Origin of the sequence: Magnetospira sp. QH-2 (assembly GCF_000968135.1) — a bacterium.
Lineage (GTDB): Bacteria > Pseudomonadota > Alphaproteobacteria > Rhodospirillales > Magnetospiraceae > Magnetospira.
On record NZ_FO538765.1, the window covers coordinates 1,662,006 to 1,676,230 of the forward strand.

Consider the following 14,225-nt stretch of genomic DNA (forward strand, 5'->3'; position numbering starts at 1 on the left):
ATTATTTATTTTGTATTATATTGATGGAATAATTAGATAAAATTGTTTCTATTTCCCACTGTCTGGAATCAGCTTGTGGCGCCTTGGCGGGTGGGGCGGCTCGGCGGGGGGCCGTTTGCCCCGGAAAACAAAGATCAGAATCATCCCGGCGACAAAGCCGCCCACGTGGGCCCAAAAGGCCACGCCGCCTTCTCCCGTCTCTCCGGTGGCCTGGACGAACTGGAAAAGAAACCAAAGCCCCAGAACAATCAATGCCGGGATGCGGGTGGTCCAGAAGAAGATCACCAAGGGGATCAGCACCAAAACATTGGCGCGGGGAAAAAGCACGATATAGGCCCCCAGCACCCCGGAGACCGCTCCGCTGGCGCCGATCATCGGTAAAATGGAATCGGGGGTGGACAGGCCCTGGGCGCCAGCAGCAAGGACTCCACAGACAAGATAGAACAACAGGTACTTGCCGTGGCCCAGGGTGTCCTCGATGTTATTGCCGAACACCCACAGGTACAGCATGTTGCTGATCAGATGCCACCAGCCCCCATGCATGAACTGATAGGTCAGTGCGGTGGTCGGCCAAGGCGGCAGCCCCGACGCGAAAACAGATTGGCCGTCGAAAAAGGCCCGGGGAAGGAAGCCGTACTGCAAGGCTGCATGAAGACTTTCCCGGTCACTCAATCCCCATTGCCAGAGGAATATGCCCACACAGGCGACGATCAGCCCCACCGTGACAACCGGCTTGCGGGTGGTCGGGGTGTCATCGTGCAGGGGGATCATGGCGGGGCGTCCCGGTGAAATTGGATGAATATATGTGGGTTGATAAAGGAAACAATTTCAATCAATTTTTATTCAATAAATAATAAATATTGCAAACAAAGTAATTGTAAATAAAAAAATTGCGAAACATATATTCGATATGTATCCTTTAGACAGTAACCAAGTGGTTACGGCCCAATCTAGGAGGTAGATATGAAAACCCTTAAGCAATTCTTCAATGATGACTCCGGCGCCACCGCTATTGAATATGGCTTGATCGCCGCTCTCGTTTCCGTCGCCGCCATCGGCGCCCTGACCGCCATGGGCGGGTCCTTGACCCAGATGTTCACCGCGGTTTCCACCGAGCTGCAGACGGCGGTGGGCGGCGGAGGCTGATCCCTTCCCGTCTTACCTCCTCCGGGAGGCGTTCCGATCCGTGATCCCGAACCCGATCCCCCGATCCCTCGGAACGTCTCCCGGCAGGAGACCCTTCTTTCCCCAAGAGTTATTCACCAGGAGCCGCCCTCTCTCTCGTTAGACCCATTTTCCGGCAGCCCCCCCTCAGACCCCGAGGACCCGAGACCCCGACATGCCGATTTCATTGACCCCCGACCATATTTTGATCGTTTTGTTCTTGAGCCTCGTTCTCGTGGCTGCCGGGCAGGACGTGAGCCGTTACCGGATCCCCAACTGGATTTCGGTCGCCATTATTGGCCTTTATCCCTTTCACGCCTGGTTGTCCGCCGCGCCGGTCCCTTGGGGCTGGTCCTTGATGGTGGCCGGGATCGTCTTCGTGGCCGGTTTTGCCCTGTTTGCTTTTAAGGTGCTGGGTGGCGGCGACGTTAAACTCTTGGTCGCCACCAGTCTCTGGGCCGGTCCGGCCTATATCTTTGATTTGCTGATCTTTACCGCTTTGGCCGGCGGCGTCATGGCCATCGTGCTGGTGTCGCGGGCCAAACTGGTATTGGCCTGGGCGTTTGACCATGCCGGTTGGACCGGCCTGCGCGACAAGATGATGAGCGATGTGTTGCCGTATGGCCTGGCCATTGCGGTTGGTTCCGGCGTCGTTGCTTTACAGCTCTTTCAGGGAGGCCTGTCATGACCCTGCGCACCGTCATCTTGCTGGTGGTCGCCATTGGCATCGCTGCCTTCACCGCCCTGTTTGCCCGCGGTTGGGCCAATAGTCAGAAAATGGCGCCCGGTGGCGAACCGATCGTCGAAAAACAGATGACCGAGGCCGTCCGCGTGCTGGTGGCCAAAAACGCCATCCCCGCCGGGACCTTCGTCAAGCCCGAGCATATGTCCTGGCAGACCTGGCCGGAAGAGGGCCTGAGTGAAGCCTATACGGTGGAAGGCCGCAGCGATATGACACGCTTCGAAGGCGCCGTTGCCCGTACCGCCGTTTCCCAAGGCCAACCGATCATGGATGCCCAAGTGGTGCATCCGGGTGAACGGGGTTTTCTGGCCGCCGTGTTGACCCCCGGTCAGCGGGCCATCTCGGTACCGGTCAACGCGACGTCGGGTATCTCCGGCTTTGTGTTTCCGGGTGACCGGGTGGATTTGGTGCTGACGGTCAAATTCCAAAGCAAGAACAAGGACGGCGAAATGCAGCGTCGCCACGCCACCCGCACGCTGATGGACAATGTCCGCGTGCTGGCCATCGACCAAAAAGTGGAACAGGCCGATGGCACGGTTTCGGTGGCCAAGACCGCCACGGTCGAAGTAACCGCCGAACAGGCCGAACGGATCGCCTTGGCTTTGGAGATGGGCCAAATCTCCTTGAGCCTGCGCAGCTTGGCCCATCAGAACGCCGACGGCACTGACTTTGTCGACGCATCGCGATCGGAAAGCAAACGCTACACCCTGGACGCCCAGTTGTTCGGCGTCATGGGCGGCGGCGGTGGCGGGCGCGAAGTGCATGTGTTGCGCGGCACCAAAGCCGAAACGGCATCATTTTAGGACGGGGAGGGGACCATGACCACGATCTTCAAGATTTGTCTGACTATCCTGCTCCTGGCGACATTCGGGCTCGAAGCCGATGGCGCGCAGCTGGTTTCCGTCACCGACCGTAAAGTAGAACTGGAACTCAACAAGGGCCGTCTGGTTCGCCTCAGCCGCGCCGCCGCCACCGTTTTTGTCGCCGATCCGGAAATTGCCGATATTCAGGTCAAGTCGCCGCGCTTGATCTATGTCATGGCCCGCAAGCCTGGCCAGACCACCTTGTTCGCGGTGGATTCCGCCGAGCGCGTTTTGGCCAACTTGGAACTTCGGGTGAACCATAATCTGGGCGGCCTGCGCGATGCCATCGCCCGCCTGCATCCCGACGTCAATGTCAGCGTGAGCAGCGTCAACGACAGCATTGTCCTTGGCGGGATCGTCGGTTCGGCTGCCACCGCCGAGGACCTGCGCCGCCTGGCCGTCGGATTTGCCGGGGACGCGGAGAAAGTCATCAACCGGCTCGGCGTCGATGCGCCCAATCAGGTCAATTTGCGGGTCCGGGTTGCCGAGGTATCACGTGATATCGACAAGCAACTGGGTATCAACTGGAGCATGTTGGGCAGCATCGGCGGCATGGCGCTGGGCCTGACCACCGCCAATCCGTTTAACGTCAACGTCACTCAGCATACCCTCACCGGGTCGGGCAGCATGGGGCCGTTCAGCATGAGTGCCGTGCTCGATGCCCTGGAAGAAGAAGGCCTGGTAACCGTATTGGCCGAGCCCAACCTGACCGCCATGTCCGGCGAGACCGCCAGTTTCCTGGCCGGCGGCGAGTTCCCCATCATGGTGCCCCAGGGCGATGACCGCATTGTCATCGAGTTCAAGCAGTTCGGTGTCTCTCTGGCCTTTACCCCCACCCTGGTCGGCGGCAATCGCATCAGCATGCATGTGCGCCCGGAGGTCAGCCAGTTGTCCTCCACCGGCGCGGTGACCGTGCCCATCTCCGGCGGCACCCTGACCGTTCCGGCGCTGACCACCCGGCGGGCCGAAACCACCGTCGAACTGGGCAGTGGCCAGAGCTTCGCCGTCGCCGGTCTGCTGAAGAACAACGTCACCCACGACATTTCCAAGTTTCCCGGCCTTGGCGACGTGCCGGTGTTGGGGCGGCTGTTCCAGTCCGACCGCTTCCAACGCGAGGAAAGCGAACTGGTGATTATCGTCACCCCCTACGTGGTCAAGCCGGTCTCGCAGCGCAAACTGGCGGTGCCCACCGATGGCTTCCATGCCCCCAGCGACATGGAACGGATGATCGTCGGCGGGACCTACAAACGCAACCCGGATGCCGGAGCCCCGGTCACCGTCACCACCGGCGGCCAGTCATTGATCGGCCCCGTCGGCTTCCAGTTGGATTGAGGAGGGACTCATGAGCATCAAACGGACCCTGACCGCGAGTGTTTCCGCCCTTGCCCTGTTGGTTCTGGGTGGTTGCCAAACACTGGAAAGCCTGGCGTTGAGCGGTGCCATGTTCGGCGGCAAGTATCTCCATGACCAATATAAGGATGGCGATTGGGATAACGTGCAACCGGAAAAGGCCCTCTCGGTGACTCCCATCGACATGGCCCATAGGGTGAAGTTCGACTCCCGTGACGCCACCTTGCTCGGCGAGGAATTAGCGGCGTTGGATGATTTCCTCGCTCGCATCCGCCTGGAGACCACCGACGAAGTCAGCATCCCCCTGACTTCCGCCCATGACTTGTCCCGGCGCCGGGCCGAGGCGGTGGCGGCCTACCTGGGGTCGCGCCGGATTGATGCGCGGATCATTGAAAGCCGGGTGAATGGGGATGAATTCGACATGGTGCGCATTGATGTGCGGCGCCACCTGGTGACTTTGCCGCCCTGCCCGGACTGGACCGGTGCCCCGGGTAACAATCTGGATAATCAAGTCATGACCAATCATGGCTGCGCCAGCGCCACCAATCTGGGCCTGATGGTCGCCGATCCGCGTGATCTGGTGGCTGGCCGACAAATGGGCCCCGCCGATGGCGAGTACCTGGCCAGCGGCATCGACCGTTACCGCCGTGGCGAGACCAAGCCGTTGGATGGCAGCGCTTCGAGCGGTGACTCCGGTGGCTCGGACTTGATGGATGCCCTCGGCGGCGGCAGCGGCGAATAAGGAGAACCCCCATGACCCTTCCAGCCCCGACACTGGATATGAATAGCGACCGGGCCCCCTGGGCCGCCTTCGTGGGTGATGATATGACCCGCCAGGCCCTGTTGAGCGTGGCCCGTGAGCATGGCTGGTCCGAGGACTCGGTTTTGCTGGGCGATGCCGCCGAGGCGCTACGCCATCTGGCCGGCCAAGCCACTCCCAAGCTGCTAGTTCTCGATCTTGCCGGATCGGCGGACCCGCTGGATGAGCTGTTGGGCCTGGCCGATCATTGCGATCCGGGAACCCGGGTCATCGCCCTGGGCACGGTCAACGACGTGAATCTCTACCGCCAGCTGATGGACGTGGGTGTGGAGGATTATCTGCTCAAGCCGGTCAATGGCGACGCCCTGCGCGATGCTGTCGAGCATGCCTTGATCGAACCGGAACCCGATGTCTCTGAGCCGGAAGATGACGACAAGGCCCGTCTGATCACCGTCATCGGCGCCCGGGGCGGGGTGGGGGCGACCACCGTTGCCGTCAATACCGCCTGGATCCTGGCTCATGAGAAAGACAAGCGGGTGGCGCTGGTGGACCTGGACCTCTATTTCGGCACCACTGCCCTGGCGTTGGATTTAGAGCCCGGCCGCGGATTCCGCGAGGCCTTGGAGAACCCGGCGCGTATCGACAGCCTATTCATCGAGCGGGCCATGGTGCGCGAGAGCGACAATCTGTTCGTGCTCGATACCGAAGAGACCATGGGACAGGCCATTCACCCCGATCCCACCGCCATTGATCAACTCCTGGAAAAGATGCGGGACTCCTTTGATATGGTGGTGGTCGATCTGCCCCGGGAATCCCTAAGCAATACCTCTGCCTTGACCGAGTCCGGAGAGGTGATTCTGGTCGCCGACCTGACCATTGCCGGGATCCGCGACACCCTGCGTATTCATGAATACTTGGTGCAATCGGCGCCCCAGGCCCGCCTGACCGTGGTCGCCAACCGGGTCGGCCTGATGGGCCGTGGCGAAATGACCCGCGGCGAATTCGAAAAAGGCGCCGAGGTGCCGGTGGACATCTCCATTCCCTTCGATATCGCCGGTGTGCTGGAAGCCGCCAACCAGGGCAAGGCGGTGCCGGAAGTGGCCAATCGCGGCAAGCCGGTCACGGCCTTGCGCGATCTGTCGACTCGCATTCTGCATGATGAAACGGTCGACGGCGACTCGCGACCGGCCTGGAAACGCCTGCTGGGCCTGAAAGGAGGCCTGTGATGTTTGGACGCCGTGGCCAGACAGACAAGGTGGTGCCCCTGCGGCCCGAACCCGATGCGCCCGTTCTCCAGATGCCTCCCGCCAGTGCCGATGCCCGCGATACCCGCATCGAGCAGGCGATCGAGAAGGTTCTACCCCGGTTGCGCCAACGACTCGACTTGGAAGACGTCGGAGACATGCCGCGTGGCAAGCTGGCCAACATGGTTACCATCGTGCTGGAGGGAGAAACCAGCGAAGACCCGCTGGAACAGGACGAAATTCGCGATGCGGTGACGGTGCTGATCAACCTTGTGCTGGCCGAGACCGCCAAGAAGAATCCGGCTCCCGTGGAGGCGGGTCCCGATCCGGTGGGCGACGTAAAGGAAAAGGTCCAGCTTTTGCTGCTGGAAAAGATGGACGTGGGCAAGGCCGCTGAGTTGCCGCGCGACGAATTGGCCGCACAGGTTGGCGAAATCGTCGGGGAAATCCTGGGTGAACAAAAGATCCAGCTCAATACCATGGAGACCCGCGATCTCGTAACTTTGTTGCTCAATGACATGCTGGGCCTGGGTCCGTTGGAACCGCTGCTGGCGGATGAAGCCATTACCGACATCATGGTTAACGGCCCCAAACAGGTCTATGTGGAGCGCGGCGGCAAATTGGTGCTCTCGGAGGTGACTTTCCGCGATGACGCCCATGTGATGAACGTGGCTTCGCGCATCGTTTCCCTGATCGGGCGGCGGGTGGATGAATCCTCGCCCATTTGCGATGCTCGTCTGGCCGACGGGTCGCGGGTCAATATCATTATTCCGCCGCTGGCCATCGATGGGCCGAGCATCTCCATCCGGAAGTTTGCCAAGCAGAAGATCACCCTGGAAGTGATGGAAAAGAACAATAATCTGTCGCCGTCCATGGGTACGGTGCTGCGTATTGCCTCACGCTCGCGGTTGAATATCCTGATATCCGGCGGTACCGGGTCGGGAAAGACCACGCTGCTCAACGCCCTGTCGCGCCTGATTGACCATGGCGAGCGGGTGGTGACCATCGAAGATGCCGCCGAACTGCAATTGCAGCAGCCCCATGTGGTGCGCCTGGAAACCCGTCCGCCGAATCTGGAAGGAAGTGGCGAGATCAATCAGCGGGATCTGGTGAAAAACTGCCTGCGCATGCGGCCCGATCGTATCATCCTGGGCGAAATCCGCGCCGGGGAAGCCTTGGACATGCTCCAGGCCATGAATACCGGCCATGATGGCTCCCTGGGCACCATCCACGCCAACAACCCCCGCGAGGCGCTGACCCGGCTTGAAAACATGGTTGCCATGACCGGCGTCAAGCTGCCCCATGAGGCCGTGCGCTCGCAGATCGCCAGTGCCGTGCATCTGGTTGTGCAGGTCTCGCGTATGCGTGACGGGGTGCGACGCATCACCCAGATCACCGAGGTGGTGGGCATGGAAGGCGAGGTCATCACGACCCAGGACCTGTTCACATTCGTCTACGAGGGCGAGGACGGTGACGGCAAGTTGTTTGGCACCTATCAGTCCAGCGGGCTGCGTCCGCATTTTCTGCAAAAAGCCAAATACTTCGGCCTCGACCGGGCCTTGATGGAGGCCATGGGATGACGATTGGTACCTTGATCATCTTTGTCGGTGTTTTGGCTATGATGCTGATTTTGGTATTTGCCTTTCAGGGCACCGGCCGGGATCGGCAACGCCGATTGGAAGCTGTCACCCAGCGGGCCCATGGCGCACGTAGCAGCGTGGCGGTCCAGGCCACGGTCAAGCGTCAGGAAACCAAAGGCACGATCCCGGGTCTTGATGAACTGATCAAGCGGATTCTGCCGCGCCAATCGGCCTTGCGTGACCGTCTGGATCGTACCGGCAAATCCATCTCCGTGGGCGGCTATGTGGCGGTGAGCCTGATCCTGGTGGTCGTGGTGTTTGCCGTTGCCCGGTTGGTTTTCGGTTTTTCCACCGGCATGGCGTTGCCGATGGCCGTGGCGATGGGTGTGGGTATTCCCCATTGGATCGTCGGCAAAATGGCGGCCAAGCGTTTGTCCAAGTTCAATAGCCTGTTTCCCGATGCCATTGATCTGATCGTTCGCGGCCTCAAGTCCGGCCTGCCGGTCACGGAGTCCATTGGCGCCGTGGGCCGCGAGATGGCCGATCCGGTGGGCTGCGAATTCATCGCCGTGTTCGATGCCATGAAGTTTGGCAAGACCTTGGAAGAGTCCCTGTGGGAGGCAGCCGGACGGCTGGATACACCGGAGTTCAAGTTCTTCGTCATCAGCTTGTCGGTGCAAAAGGAAACCGGCGGCAATCTGGCCGAAACCCTGGCCAATCTCTCCGATATCCTGCGCAAGCGTCGCCAAATGCGCTTGAAGATCAAGGCTATGTCGTCGGAGGCCAAGGCCAGCGCCATGATTCTCGGCTCCCTGCCATTCATCATGTTCGGCATCATCTCGGCCATGAACTGGGAATACGAGCGTGCCCTGTTCACCGACCCGCGCGGCATCATGATGCTCGGCGTTGGTCTGGGTATGATGGGCTCCGGCATTGCCGTGATGGCTAAAATGGTGAGGTTCGAGATATGAACGAATTAAACGCCTTATTGCCGATCCCGGCGGAAGATCTGATCACCTTATTGGCCGCGACCGCCGCTTTTATCGCTGTGATCGCCGTTTGGAACAGTCTGCGCATCGCTTCGCCGCTGAACGCCCGGGTCAAGGCTCTGAAGACCCAGCGCGAGGCTTTGAAGGCGGGGGTGATGATGCGGCGCGGCCGCAAGGAACGCCAGAGCCGCCGTGAAAACGCCGTCGGCTTGATGCGGGGTGTGGTGGAGAAACTGAAGCTGCTTGGCACCCAGGAAGCCAACAAGGCGGCCCGCAAACTGGCCGCCGCCGGATGGCGATCCAAGGACTCTTTGGTCATCTATATGTTCTTTAAGCTGGCCTTGCCCTTTGGTGCCGGGGCGATGGCGGCGTTCTTCCTTTATGGTCTGGGACTGTGGGACATGCCGTCCCTGGCCAAATTGTTCGTGGCCTTGTTGGTGACGGTCATCGGTGCCTATGCCCCCGAGGTCTATGTGCGCAATGCCTCCGACCGCCGCCGCAAGGCGCTGCGCAAAGGGCTGCCCGATGGCTTGGATCTGCTGGTGATATGTACCGAGGCGGGCCTAAGCCTGGACGCGGCCCTGACCCGGGTGTCCCGGGAGCTGACCCAGGCGGCGCCGGAACTGTCCGATGAATTGAGTCTGACCGCCTTGGAACTGGGGTTCCTGCCCGAACGGCGCTTGGCTCTGGAGAACCTGGAACAGCGCACCGACTCCGAACAGATCCGTGCCGTGGTCAATACCCTGCTGCAAACCGAAAAGTACGGCACGCCTTTGTCCCAGAGCCTGCGCGTTTTGGCGTCGGAGTTCCGCGACGAACGCATGCTCAAGGCGGAGGAAAAGGCCGCCAAGTTGCCCGCCACCCTGACCGTGCCGTTGATCGTGTTCATCCTGCCGACCCTGTTCATCGTGCTGCTGGGTCCGGCGATCATGAACACCATCGATGGCCTGAGCAGCCTGGGCGGGTAGTGGAAAGGCAAGAGATTTCCGAGATCGGGGCGCGCGCTGTCGGGGCTGCGTGAACCGAAAACGCCGGGAGGTGAGGGGTCGCCTCCCGGCGTTTGAATTATTGGCCGATAGAATCCCCGATCCCCAACACCGCCGCTGCCCGGTCTTTCGGAGGAAGATCCTGCAACCGCTTGTAATAGGACAGGTTCTGCCGCACCTGGGCCGGGGCCAGGACTTTCGAGGCCACCTCGGCGGCCTTGTTGAAATCTCCTGCCAAGCCATGGATCAGGGCCAGATTGAGCTGTACTTTCGCGCCCGCGCCGGGGGCTTCGGCCGCCGGGCCCAAAGTGCGCAAGGCTTCCTCGAACTCGCCGCCCAGGGCCATGGACAGGGCCAGATTGTTGCGCAAGGAGGCATTGCCCGGCGCCTTTTCCATGCCGTCCACGTAGGCGGTCTGGGCTTCCTCGTGCTCGCCCAACAGGTCATAAGCAACGCCCATGCCGTTATGCGGTCGTGGATCGCTGGGAAGCAATTTGGCGGCGGCCAGGAAATGGGGTAGGGCCTCGATGGGCTTTCTTTGGGTGATCAGCGCCTTGCCCAGTCCCATCAAGGCCACCGGGTTGTCCGGCGCCAGTTTGACCGCGCGGCCAAAAGCGGCGGCGGCGCGGTCGCCATCGCCGGCGGCCAGCGTGGTGTTGCCCAGTTCCAGCAGCGCTGCCTTGTCATTGGGCGCCATGCGGTGAGCCCGCTCGTACATATTGGCGGCGCTGCCCAAATCGCCGCCGTCGCGCGTGGTTTTGGCGACCCGCATGATTTGTGCCAGCTTCGCCTGTTGATCATCCTGTTTGCGCTCCTCGGCCGTCGGGACGGGGCCGCCGCAGGCCGCGGGGAGCATCATCATGGGCAGAATAGGCAAAAGAAATCTTATTTTCATGGGATTAGGCGCATATTGGCTGGGACAGCTTGTGATTTGACTCTAATCCTCTTATACATGAAATCAACCAGCGGGGCACGACGGTTCGCGCCTGTTCAATTTCCCGTCGGCGACCACTCGAGGAGGCAAGCTTGAAAGAACAATACCTGGATCTAACCAAGCTGATAGAACGCCTGCACCGACGCTTTCTCGACGTATTGCGGGCCGAGCTCAATCGCTTGGGAATCAAAGAAATCAATGGTGTTCAGGCGCTGCTGCTGGCAAATATCGGCGAGGAAGATATCGTCATCCGCGATCTGGTCGAGCGGGGCTATTACCAAGGCTCCAACGTTTCCTATAACATCAAAAAGTTGGTGGATTTCGGCTATCTGGAGCAAGAACGGGTGGAGCATGACCGCCGATCCGTTCGGGTGCGGCTGACCCAGAAGTCCAAGGACCTGGTGGTTCAGCTCCGCCAGATGGAAGAGCGCAACGCCGCTGCTTTGGCCGAGGAAGGCCTGGACGCCGACGAAGTCAAGGCCGCCTTCAAGACCCTGCGCCGTCTGGAGCGCACCTGGGCCGACTATATCCAGTACGGCGAATTCTGATTGTGCCTGGGGACGCTCGTCACTGGGACGACGTCTACGGCCAAAAAGCCAGCTATGAAGTCACCTGGTTCCAATCCCGCCACATCCTATCTCTGGCGCTCATCGAACAAAGCGGTATTGGTCTTCCCGACGGCCTGATCGACGTGGGCGGCGGCCCCTCGACCCTGGTGGATGATCTGATCGAGCAGGACTATGAAAACCTGACCGTTCTGGATCTGTCGGCCAAGGCCCTGGAGTCGGCTCAGTCGCGGTTGGGAGCGATGGCAAAGGCGGTGACCTGGGTGCAAGGCGATATCACCCAATGGACACCAGATCAGGTCTATGCCTTGTGGCACGACCGGGCGGCCTTCCACTTTCTCACCGATCCGGCGCGGCAAGAAGCCTATATTGCCACTCTCAAGGCGGCGCTCCCGCAAGGCGGTTGGGTGGTTATGGCTACTTTTGCCTTGGACGGGCCGGAGAAATGCAGCGGTCTGCCCGTGCAGCGTTACAGCCCCGAAAGCCTGACGGATCGTCTGGGGCAGGGGTTTGAACTGGTCGAAAGCCGGTTCGAGGACCATCGCACACCCAATGGCGGCAACCAGCATTTTTCCTATGCATTGATTCGTTTCCAATAAAGTCGCGCGTATCGGGTCGGATTGGACCCGATACGCCATACCGGCCCTCTTGATGTGTCTCCCGATCAGCCCCACCTACTCAATGAGGGGGCTGCTTTGGATTGGGTCACCCATGTATGTGGAATCTTTCCCCCGTTCCGAGGAACGTTTGAACGCTGCCAGTCATTGCTTTGGCGCGGTGCTAGCCGTGATCGGACTGGTCTTTCTGATACTGGACGCAAACGACGGGGGGCGGGACGGCAGCCTGCCCGCCGCCATCGTGTACGGGACCGCGATGGTGTTTTTGTTCCTGTTTTCTGCGTTGCATCACGCGCTTATCAATCCTGGAATCAAGCAGATCCTGCTCGCCCTTGATCACTGCGGGATTTATTTGCTCATTGCCGGGACTTACACGCCGTTCAGCCTGTTGATGCCTGCCGGGCAGGCATGGGAACTGCTGGCCATTATCTGGGGTCTGGCTTTCATTGGCATGGCGGTTCAAGGGGTGGCGTTCCTCACCGGGCGTAGCGAGCCCTATGAGCGCTTCGCCTTCCTGTTCTATCTGGCCATGGGTTGGATTCCCGTATTGTGGGCCAGTGGGGATCTATTCGGAGCGTTGCAGGCGGGGGGCATCGCCCTGTTGGTGGCGGGCGGACTCGCTTTTAGTGTCGGGGTTGTTTTCTATCTATGGAAAAGCCTGCCTTATGGCCATGCGGTATGGCACCTGTTCGTCGTCGCCGGCGCGGCCTGTCACTATTTTTCCATTTTTTACTATGTGATTGGGGTGGAGGTGGGATGAGCACCGTAATCCCGGCACTTCACCACCGCGATCTCCCCGACCGCCTATCCACACGCCGACAGATCCCAGGCGGTCAGGCACTCGATCAACCGTTCCCGGTTCAACCACGAACAGGTTGAATCCACGGTTACGGCACCGTTGCAGGGTGGCGTGCCGGGTGGGGAGCGGTAGGTTCGCGGGCTGTCGCAGATGGTCGGGTGCTGCCGACACAGGTCCGGCGTGATCGGGCACTCGGACGCCTGGTTGGGGCAGGGGTTGACCCATGCAACCGGCGAGAGGATGGCGCCCATGTGGCGCTTGCCTTGTTGTTCGGCCAGATCCCAAGGGGTGGCGCCTTGATGATTTCGGACTTCGAGGTCCGCGCCCTGGTCAATCAGGTATTTGGCCGCTTCTTCTTGGCCATGGTGGGCCGCCTTGTGCAGGGGGGTTTCCCCCAAGTGATCCCGCGGGTCGGGCGTCACTCCTTGTTGCACAATCGGCTTCATAGGATGGGTGTGACCATATTGGGCGGCCAGATGCAGGGGGGTGGCGCCTTTTTCATTTTGGGCCTCCACGGGGGCTCCATGGTCGATGAGAATCGCCGGGACCTGTGGCTGGCTGCCGATCATGGCCCAATGCAGCGGGGTCCAACCGCGATGGTCGCGGGCCTTCACCTCGGCCCCGGCGGCCAAAAGAAGCGCGGCGATCTTCGGATAGTGCAGCCAGGCGGCCCAGTGCAGCGCCGTTCGTCCATCGGGATCTGTGGCATTCACTTCCACGCCCTGGGCCAGGAGCGACTTGACCGTGGCAAGCTGCGCCGGGCTGGCCGCGTACATCTGGCGATCGGGGCTGTCGATGGCGGCGATCAGGGGCGGGCGATCCGCGCTCCGAGCCATCGACCCCGGCAGGGCCACTAAAAAGGAAACCAGCAATGCCGCCACCAGCAGCATTGCCGGGCCATGGTCCTGGATCATCCCTTGGGCAGGACCTCCACCTTGTCCCCCGTGGCCACCACCAGCGTGTGGCAGAGATCGATGAACAGGCCGTTGTCAACCACGCCGGTGATGCTATTGAGCTGGTCATGCATGGCCGCCGGAGCGATGATGGAGTCCATCTGGCAATCGAGGATGTAGTTGCCGTTGTCGGTGACGTAAGGCTCGCCGTCCACCAGGCGCATGGCATAGGGGATGCCCAGTTCCTGCACCCGGCGCTCGGCCTGTTGGTGACCGAACTTGACGATCTCCACCGGCAGCGGGAACTGGCCCAGGGTCTCAACCCGCTTGGAGCCATCGACCATGATCACCACATGATCGGCGGCCGAGGCGACGATCTTCTCGCGCAGCAACGCGCCGCCACCACCCTTGATCATCTGGAAGTCGCCGTCGATTTCATCGGCGCCGTCGATGGCCATGTCCAGCTTGTCCACCGAGGCGAAGTCGGTCAGTTCGATGCCCAGTTCATGGCACAAGGCAGCCGTGCGCTCCGAGGTGGGTAGGCCTTTGATCTTCAGGCCTTTTTTGACCCGATTGCCGAGGCTGTGCAGAAAGAAATTGACCGTCGATCCGGTGCCCAGCCCGACCAGCATGCCGTCTTGCACCAGGTCCGCCGCCGCCTGTCCGGCCAGCTTTTTCTCGTTGTTTTGTTGGTCGCTCATGTTCGAATCCCCCGCTCGATATTTTCTGAATTGGCGG

At 60.8% G+C, this 14,225-nt stretch carries 16 protein-coding genes; 12 read left to right on the forward strand and 4 right to left on the reverse strand.

Annotated features, from left to right (window positions below; all coding sequences use genetic code 11):
* Positions 1-48: 48 nt before the first annotated feature.
* Positions 49-771, reverse strand: coding sequence for a rhomboid family intramembrane serine protease (locus MGMAQ_RS07820; protein ID WP_046021097.1), 723 nt, complete (start codon positions 769-771; stop codon positions 49-51).
* Positions 772-963: 192 nt separating this feature from the next.
* Here MGMAQ_RS07820 and MGMAQ_RS07825 point away from each other — a divergent pair, with 192 nt between their 5' ends.
* The 9 genes from MGMAQ_RS07825 (at position 964) to MGMAQ_RS07865 (ending at position 9,660) form a co-directional block, all read left to right on the forward strand.
* Complete coding sequence (locus MGMAQ_RS07825) at positions 964-1,146, forward strand: Flp family type IVb pilin (RefSeq protein ID WP_046021098.1); 183 nt, start codon at positions 964-966, stop codon at positions 1,144-1,146.
* A 193-nt stretch (positions 1,147-1,339) separates the two neighbouring features.
* The gene (locus MGMAQ_RS07830) at positions 1,340-1,852 is read left to right on the forward strand and encodes a prepilin peptidase (protein WP_046021099.1); all 513 of its coding nucleotides are present in this window, start codon (positions 1,340-1,342) and stop codon (positions 1,850-1,852) included.
* Complete coding sequence (gene cpaB / locus MGMAQ_RS07835; protein ID WP_052716232.1) at positions 1,849-2,709, forward strand: Flp pilus assembly protein CpaB; 861 nt, start codon at positions 1,849-1,851, stop codon at positions 2,707-2,709. Before MGMAQ_RS07830 ends, cpaB begins: the two co-directional genes overlap by 4 nt.
* 15 nt (positions 2,710-2,724) lie before the next feature.
* Complete coding sequence (locus tag MGMAQ_RS07840) at positions 2,725-4,101, forward strand: type II and III secretion system protein family protein (protein ID WP_052716233.1); 1,377 nt, start codon at positions 2,725-2,727, stop codon at positions 4,099-4,101.
* Positions 4,102-4,111: 10 nt separating this feature from the next.
* Entirely contained in the window at positions 4,112-4,861 is a 750-nt protein-coding gene (locus MGMAQ_RS07845; protein WP_046021100.1) for a CpaD family pilus assembly lipoprotein, read from the forward strand.
* Between the two features lie 11 nt (positions 4,862-4,872).
* Positions 4,873-6,105: an AAA family ATPase gene (locus MGMAQ_RS07850; protein WP_046021101.1), complete on the forward strand. Its 1,233-nt coding sequence runs from the start codon at positions 4,873-4,875 to the stop codon at positions 6,103-6,105.
* Positions 6,105-7,703 carry a CpaF family protein gene (locus tag MGMAQ_RS07855; RefSeq protein WP_046021102.1) on the forward strand — a complete coding sequence of 533 codons (1,599 nt, stop codon included), beginning with the start codon at positions 6,105-6,107 and terminating at the stop codon, positions 7,701-7,703. Before MGMAQ_RS07850 ends, MGMAQ_RS07855 begins: the two co-directional genes overlap by 1 nt.
* Positions 7,700-8,674 carry a type II secretion system F family protein gene (locus MGMAQ_RS07860; protein ID WP_046021103.1) on the forward strand — a complete coding sequence of 325 codons (975 nt, stop codon included), beginning with the start codon at positions 7,700-7,702 and terminating at the stop codon, positions 8,672-8,674. The genes MGMAQ_RS07855 and MGMAQ_RS07860 overlap by 4 nt, the downstream gene beginning before the upstream one ends.
* Complete coding sequence (locus tag MGMAQ_RS07865; protein WP_046021104.1) at positions 8,671-9,660, forward strand: type II secretion system F family protein; 990 nt, start codon at positions 8,671-8,673, stop codon at positions 9,658-9,660. The genes MGMAQ_RS07860 and MGMAQ_RS07865 overlap by 4 nt, the downstream gene beginning before the upstream one ends.
* A gap of 97 nt (positions 9,661-9,757) precedes the next feature.
* Here MGMAQ_RS07865 and MGMAQ_RS07870 read toward each other — a convergent pair whose 3' ends face one another.
* Positions 9,758-10,540, reverse strand: coding sequence for a tetratricopeptide repeat protein (locus tag MGMAQ_RS07870; protein ID WP_046021105.1), 783 nt, complete (start codon positions 10,538-10,540; stop codon positions 9,758-9,760).
* Between the two features lie 164 nt (positions 10,541-10,704).
* Between MGMAQ_RS07870 and MGMAQ_RS07875 the strand changes: the two genes are divergently transcribed.
* From MGMAQ_RS07875 to MGMAQ_RS07885, 3 genes are all read left to right on the forward strand, one after another.
* Positions 10,705-11,160: a MarR family winged helix-turn-helix transcriptional regulator gene (locus tag MGMAQ_RS07875; RefSeq protein WP_046021106.1), complete on the forward strand. Its 456-nt coding sequence runs from the start codon at positions 10,705-10,707 to the stop codon at positions 11,158-11,160.
* A 2-nt stretch (positions 11,161-11,162) separates the two neighbouring features.
* Positions 11,163-11,777: a trans-aconitate 2-methyltransferase gene (locus MGMAQ_RS07880; protein WP_052716234.1), complete on the forward strand. Its 615-nt coding sequence runs from the start codon at positions 11,163-11,165 to the stop codon at positions 11,775-11,777.
* A 112-nt stretch (positions 11,778-11,889) separates the two neighbouring features.
* Complete coding sequence (locus tag MGMAQ_RS07885) at positions 11,890-12,555, forward strand: hemolysin III family protein (protein WP_046021108.1); 666 nt, start codon at positions 11,890-11,892, stop codon at positions 12,553-12,555.
* Positions 12,556-12,599: 44 nt separating this feature from the next.
* Here the strand turns inward: MGMAQ_RS07885 and MGMAQ_RS07890 are convergent, their stop codons facing one another.
* Together MGMAQ_RS07890 and rpiA are read right to left on the reverse strand one after the other, a co-directional pair.
* Complete coding sequence (locus MGMAQ_RS07890) at positions 12,600-13,508, reverse strand: ankyrin repeat domain-containing protein (RefSeq protein WP_046021109.1); 909 nt, start codon at positions 13,506-13,508, stop codon at positions 12,600-12,602.
* Positions 13,505-14,188 carry a ribose-5-phosphate isomerase RpiA gene (rpiA, locus tag MGMAQ_RS07895; protein ID WP_046021110.1) on the reverse strand — a complete coding sequence of 228 codons (684 nt, stop codon included), beginning with the start codon at positions 14,186-14,188 and terminating at the stop codon, positions 13,505-13,507. The genes MGMAQ_RS07890 and rpiA overlap by 4 nt, the downstream gene beginning before the upstream one ends.
* Positions 14,189-14,225: the final 37 nt, after the last annotated feature.

Bases quoted from the DNA above. Each gene is read 5' to 3' on its own strand.
- MGMAQ_RS07820 (WP_046021097.1), bottom strand. From the start codon at position 771: ATGATCCCCCTGCACGATGACACCCCGACCACCCGCAAGCCGGTTGTC.
- MGMAQ_RS07825 (WP_046021098.1), top strand. From the start codon at position 964: ATGAAAACCCTTAAGCAATTCTTCAATGATGACTCCGGCGCCACCGCT.
- MGMAQ_RS07830 (WP_046021099.1), top strand. From the start codon at position 1,340: ATGCCGATTTCATTGACCCCCGACCATATTTTGATCGTTTTGTTCTTG.
- cpaB (WP_052716232.1), top strand. From the start codon at position 1,849: ATGACCCTGCGCACCGTCATCTTGCTGGTGGTCGCCATTGGCATCGCT.
- MGMAQ_RS07840 (WP_052716233.1), top strand. From the start codon at position 2,725: ATGACCACGATCTTCAAGATTTGTCTGACTATCCTGCTCCTGGCGACA.
- MGMAQ_RS07845 (WP_046021100.1), top strand. From the start codon at position 4,112: ATGAGCATCAAACGGACCCTGACCGCGAGTGTTTCCGCCCTTGCCCTG.
- MGMAQ_RS07850 (WP_046021101.1), top strand. From the start codon at position 4,873: ATGACCCTTCCAGCCCCGACACTGGATATGAATAGCGACCGGGCCCCC.
- MGMAQ_RS07855 (WP_046021102.1), top strand. From the start codon at position 6,105: ATGTTTGGACGCCGTGGCCAGACAGACAAGGTGGTGCCCCTGCGGCCC.
- MGMAQ_RS07860 (WP_046021103.1), top strand. From the start codon at position 7,700: ATGACGATTGGTACCTTGATCATCTTTGTCGGTGTTTTGGCTATGATG.
- MGMAQ_RS07865 (WP_046021104.1), top strand. From the start codon at position 8,671: ATGAACGAATTAAACGCCTTATTGCCGATCCCGGCGGAAGATCTGATC.
- MGMAQ_RS07870 (WP_046021105.1), bottom strand. From the start codon at position 10,540: ATGATGATGCTCCCCGCGGCCTGCGGCGGCCCCGTCCCGACGGCCGAG.
- MGMAQ_RS07885 (WP_046021108.1), top strand. From the start codon at position 11,890: ATGTATGTGGAATCTTTCCCCCGTTCCGAGGAACGTTTGAACGCTGCC.
- MGMAQ_RS07890 (WP_046021109.1), bottom strand. From the start codon at position 13,508: ATGATCCAGGACCATGGCCCGGCAATGCTGCTGGTGGCGGCATTGCTG.
- rpiA (WP_046021110.1), bottom strand. From the start codon at position 14,188: ATGAGCGACCAACAAAACAACGAGAAAAAGCTGGCCGGACAGGCGGCG.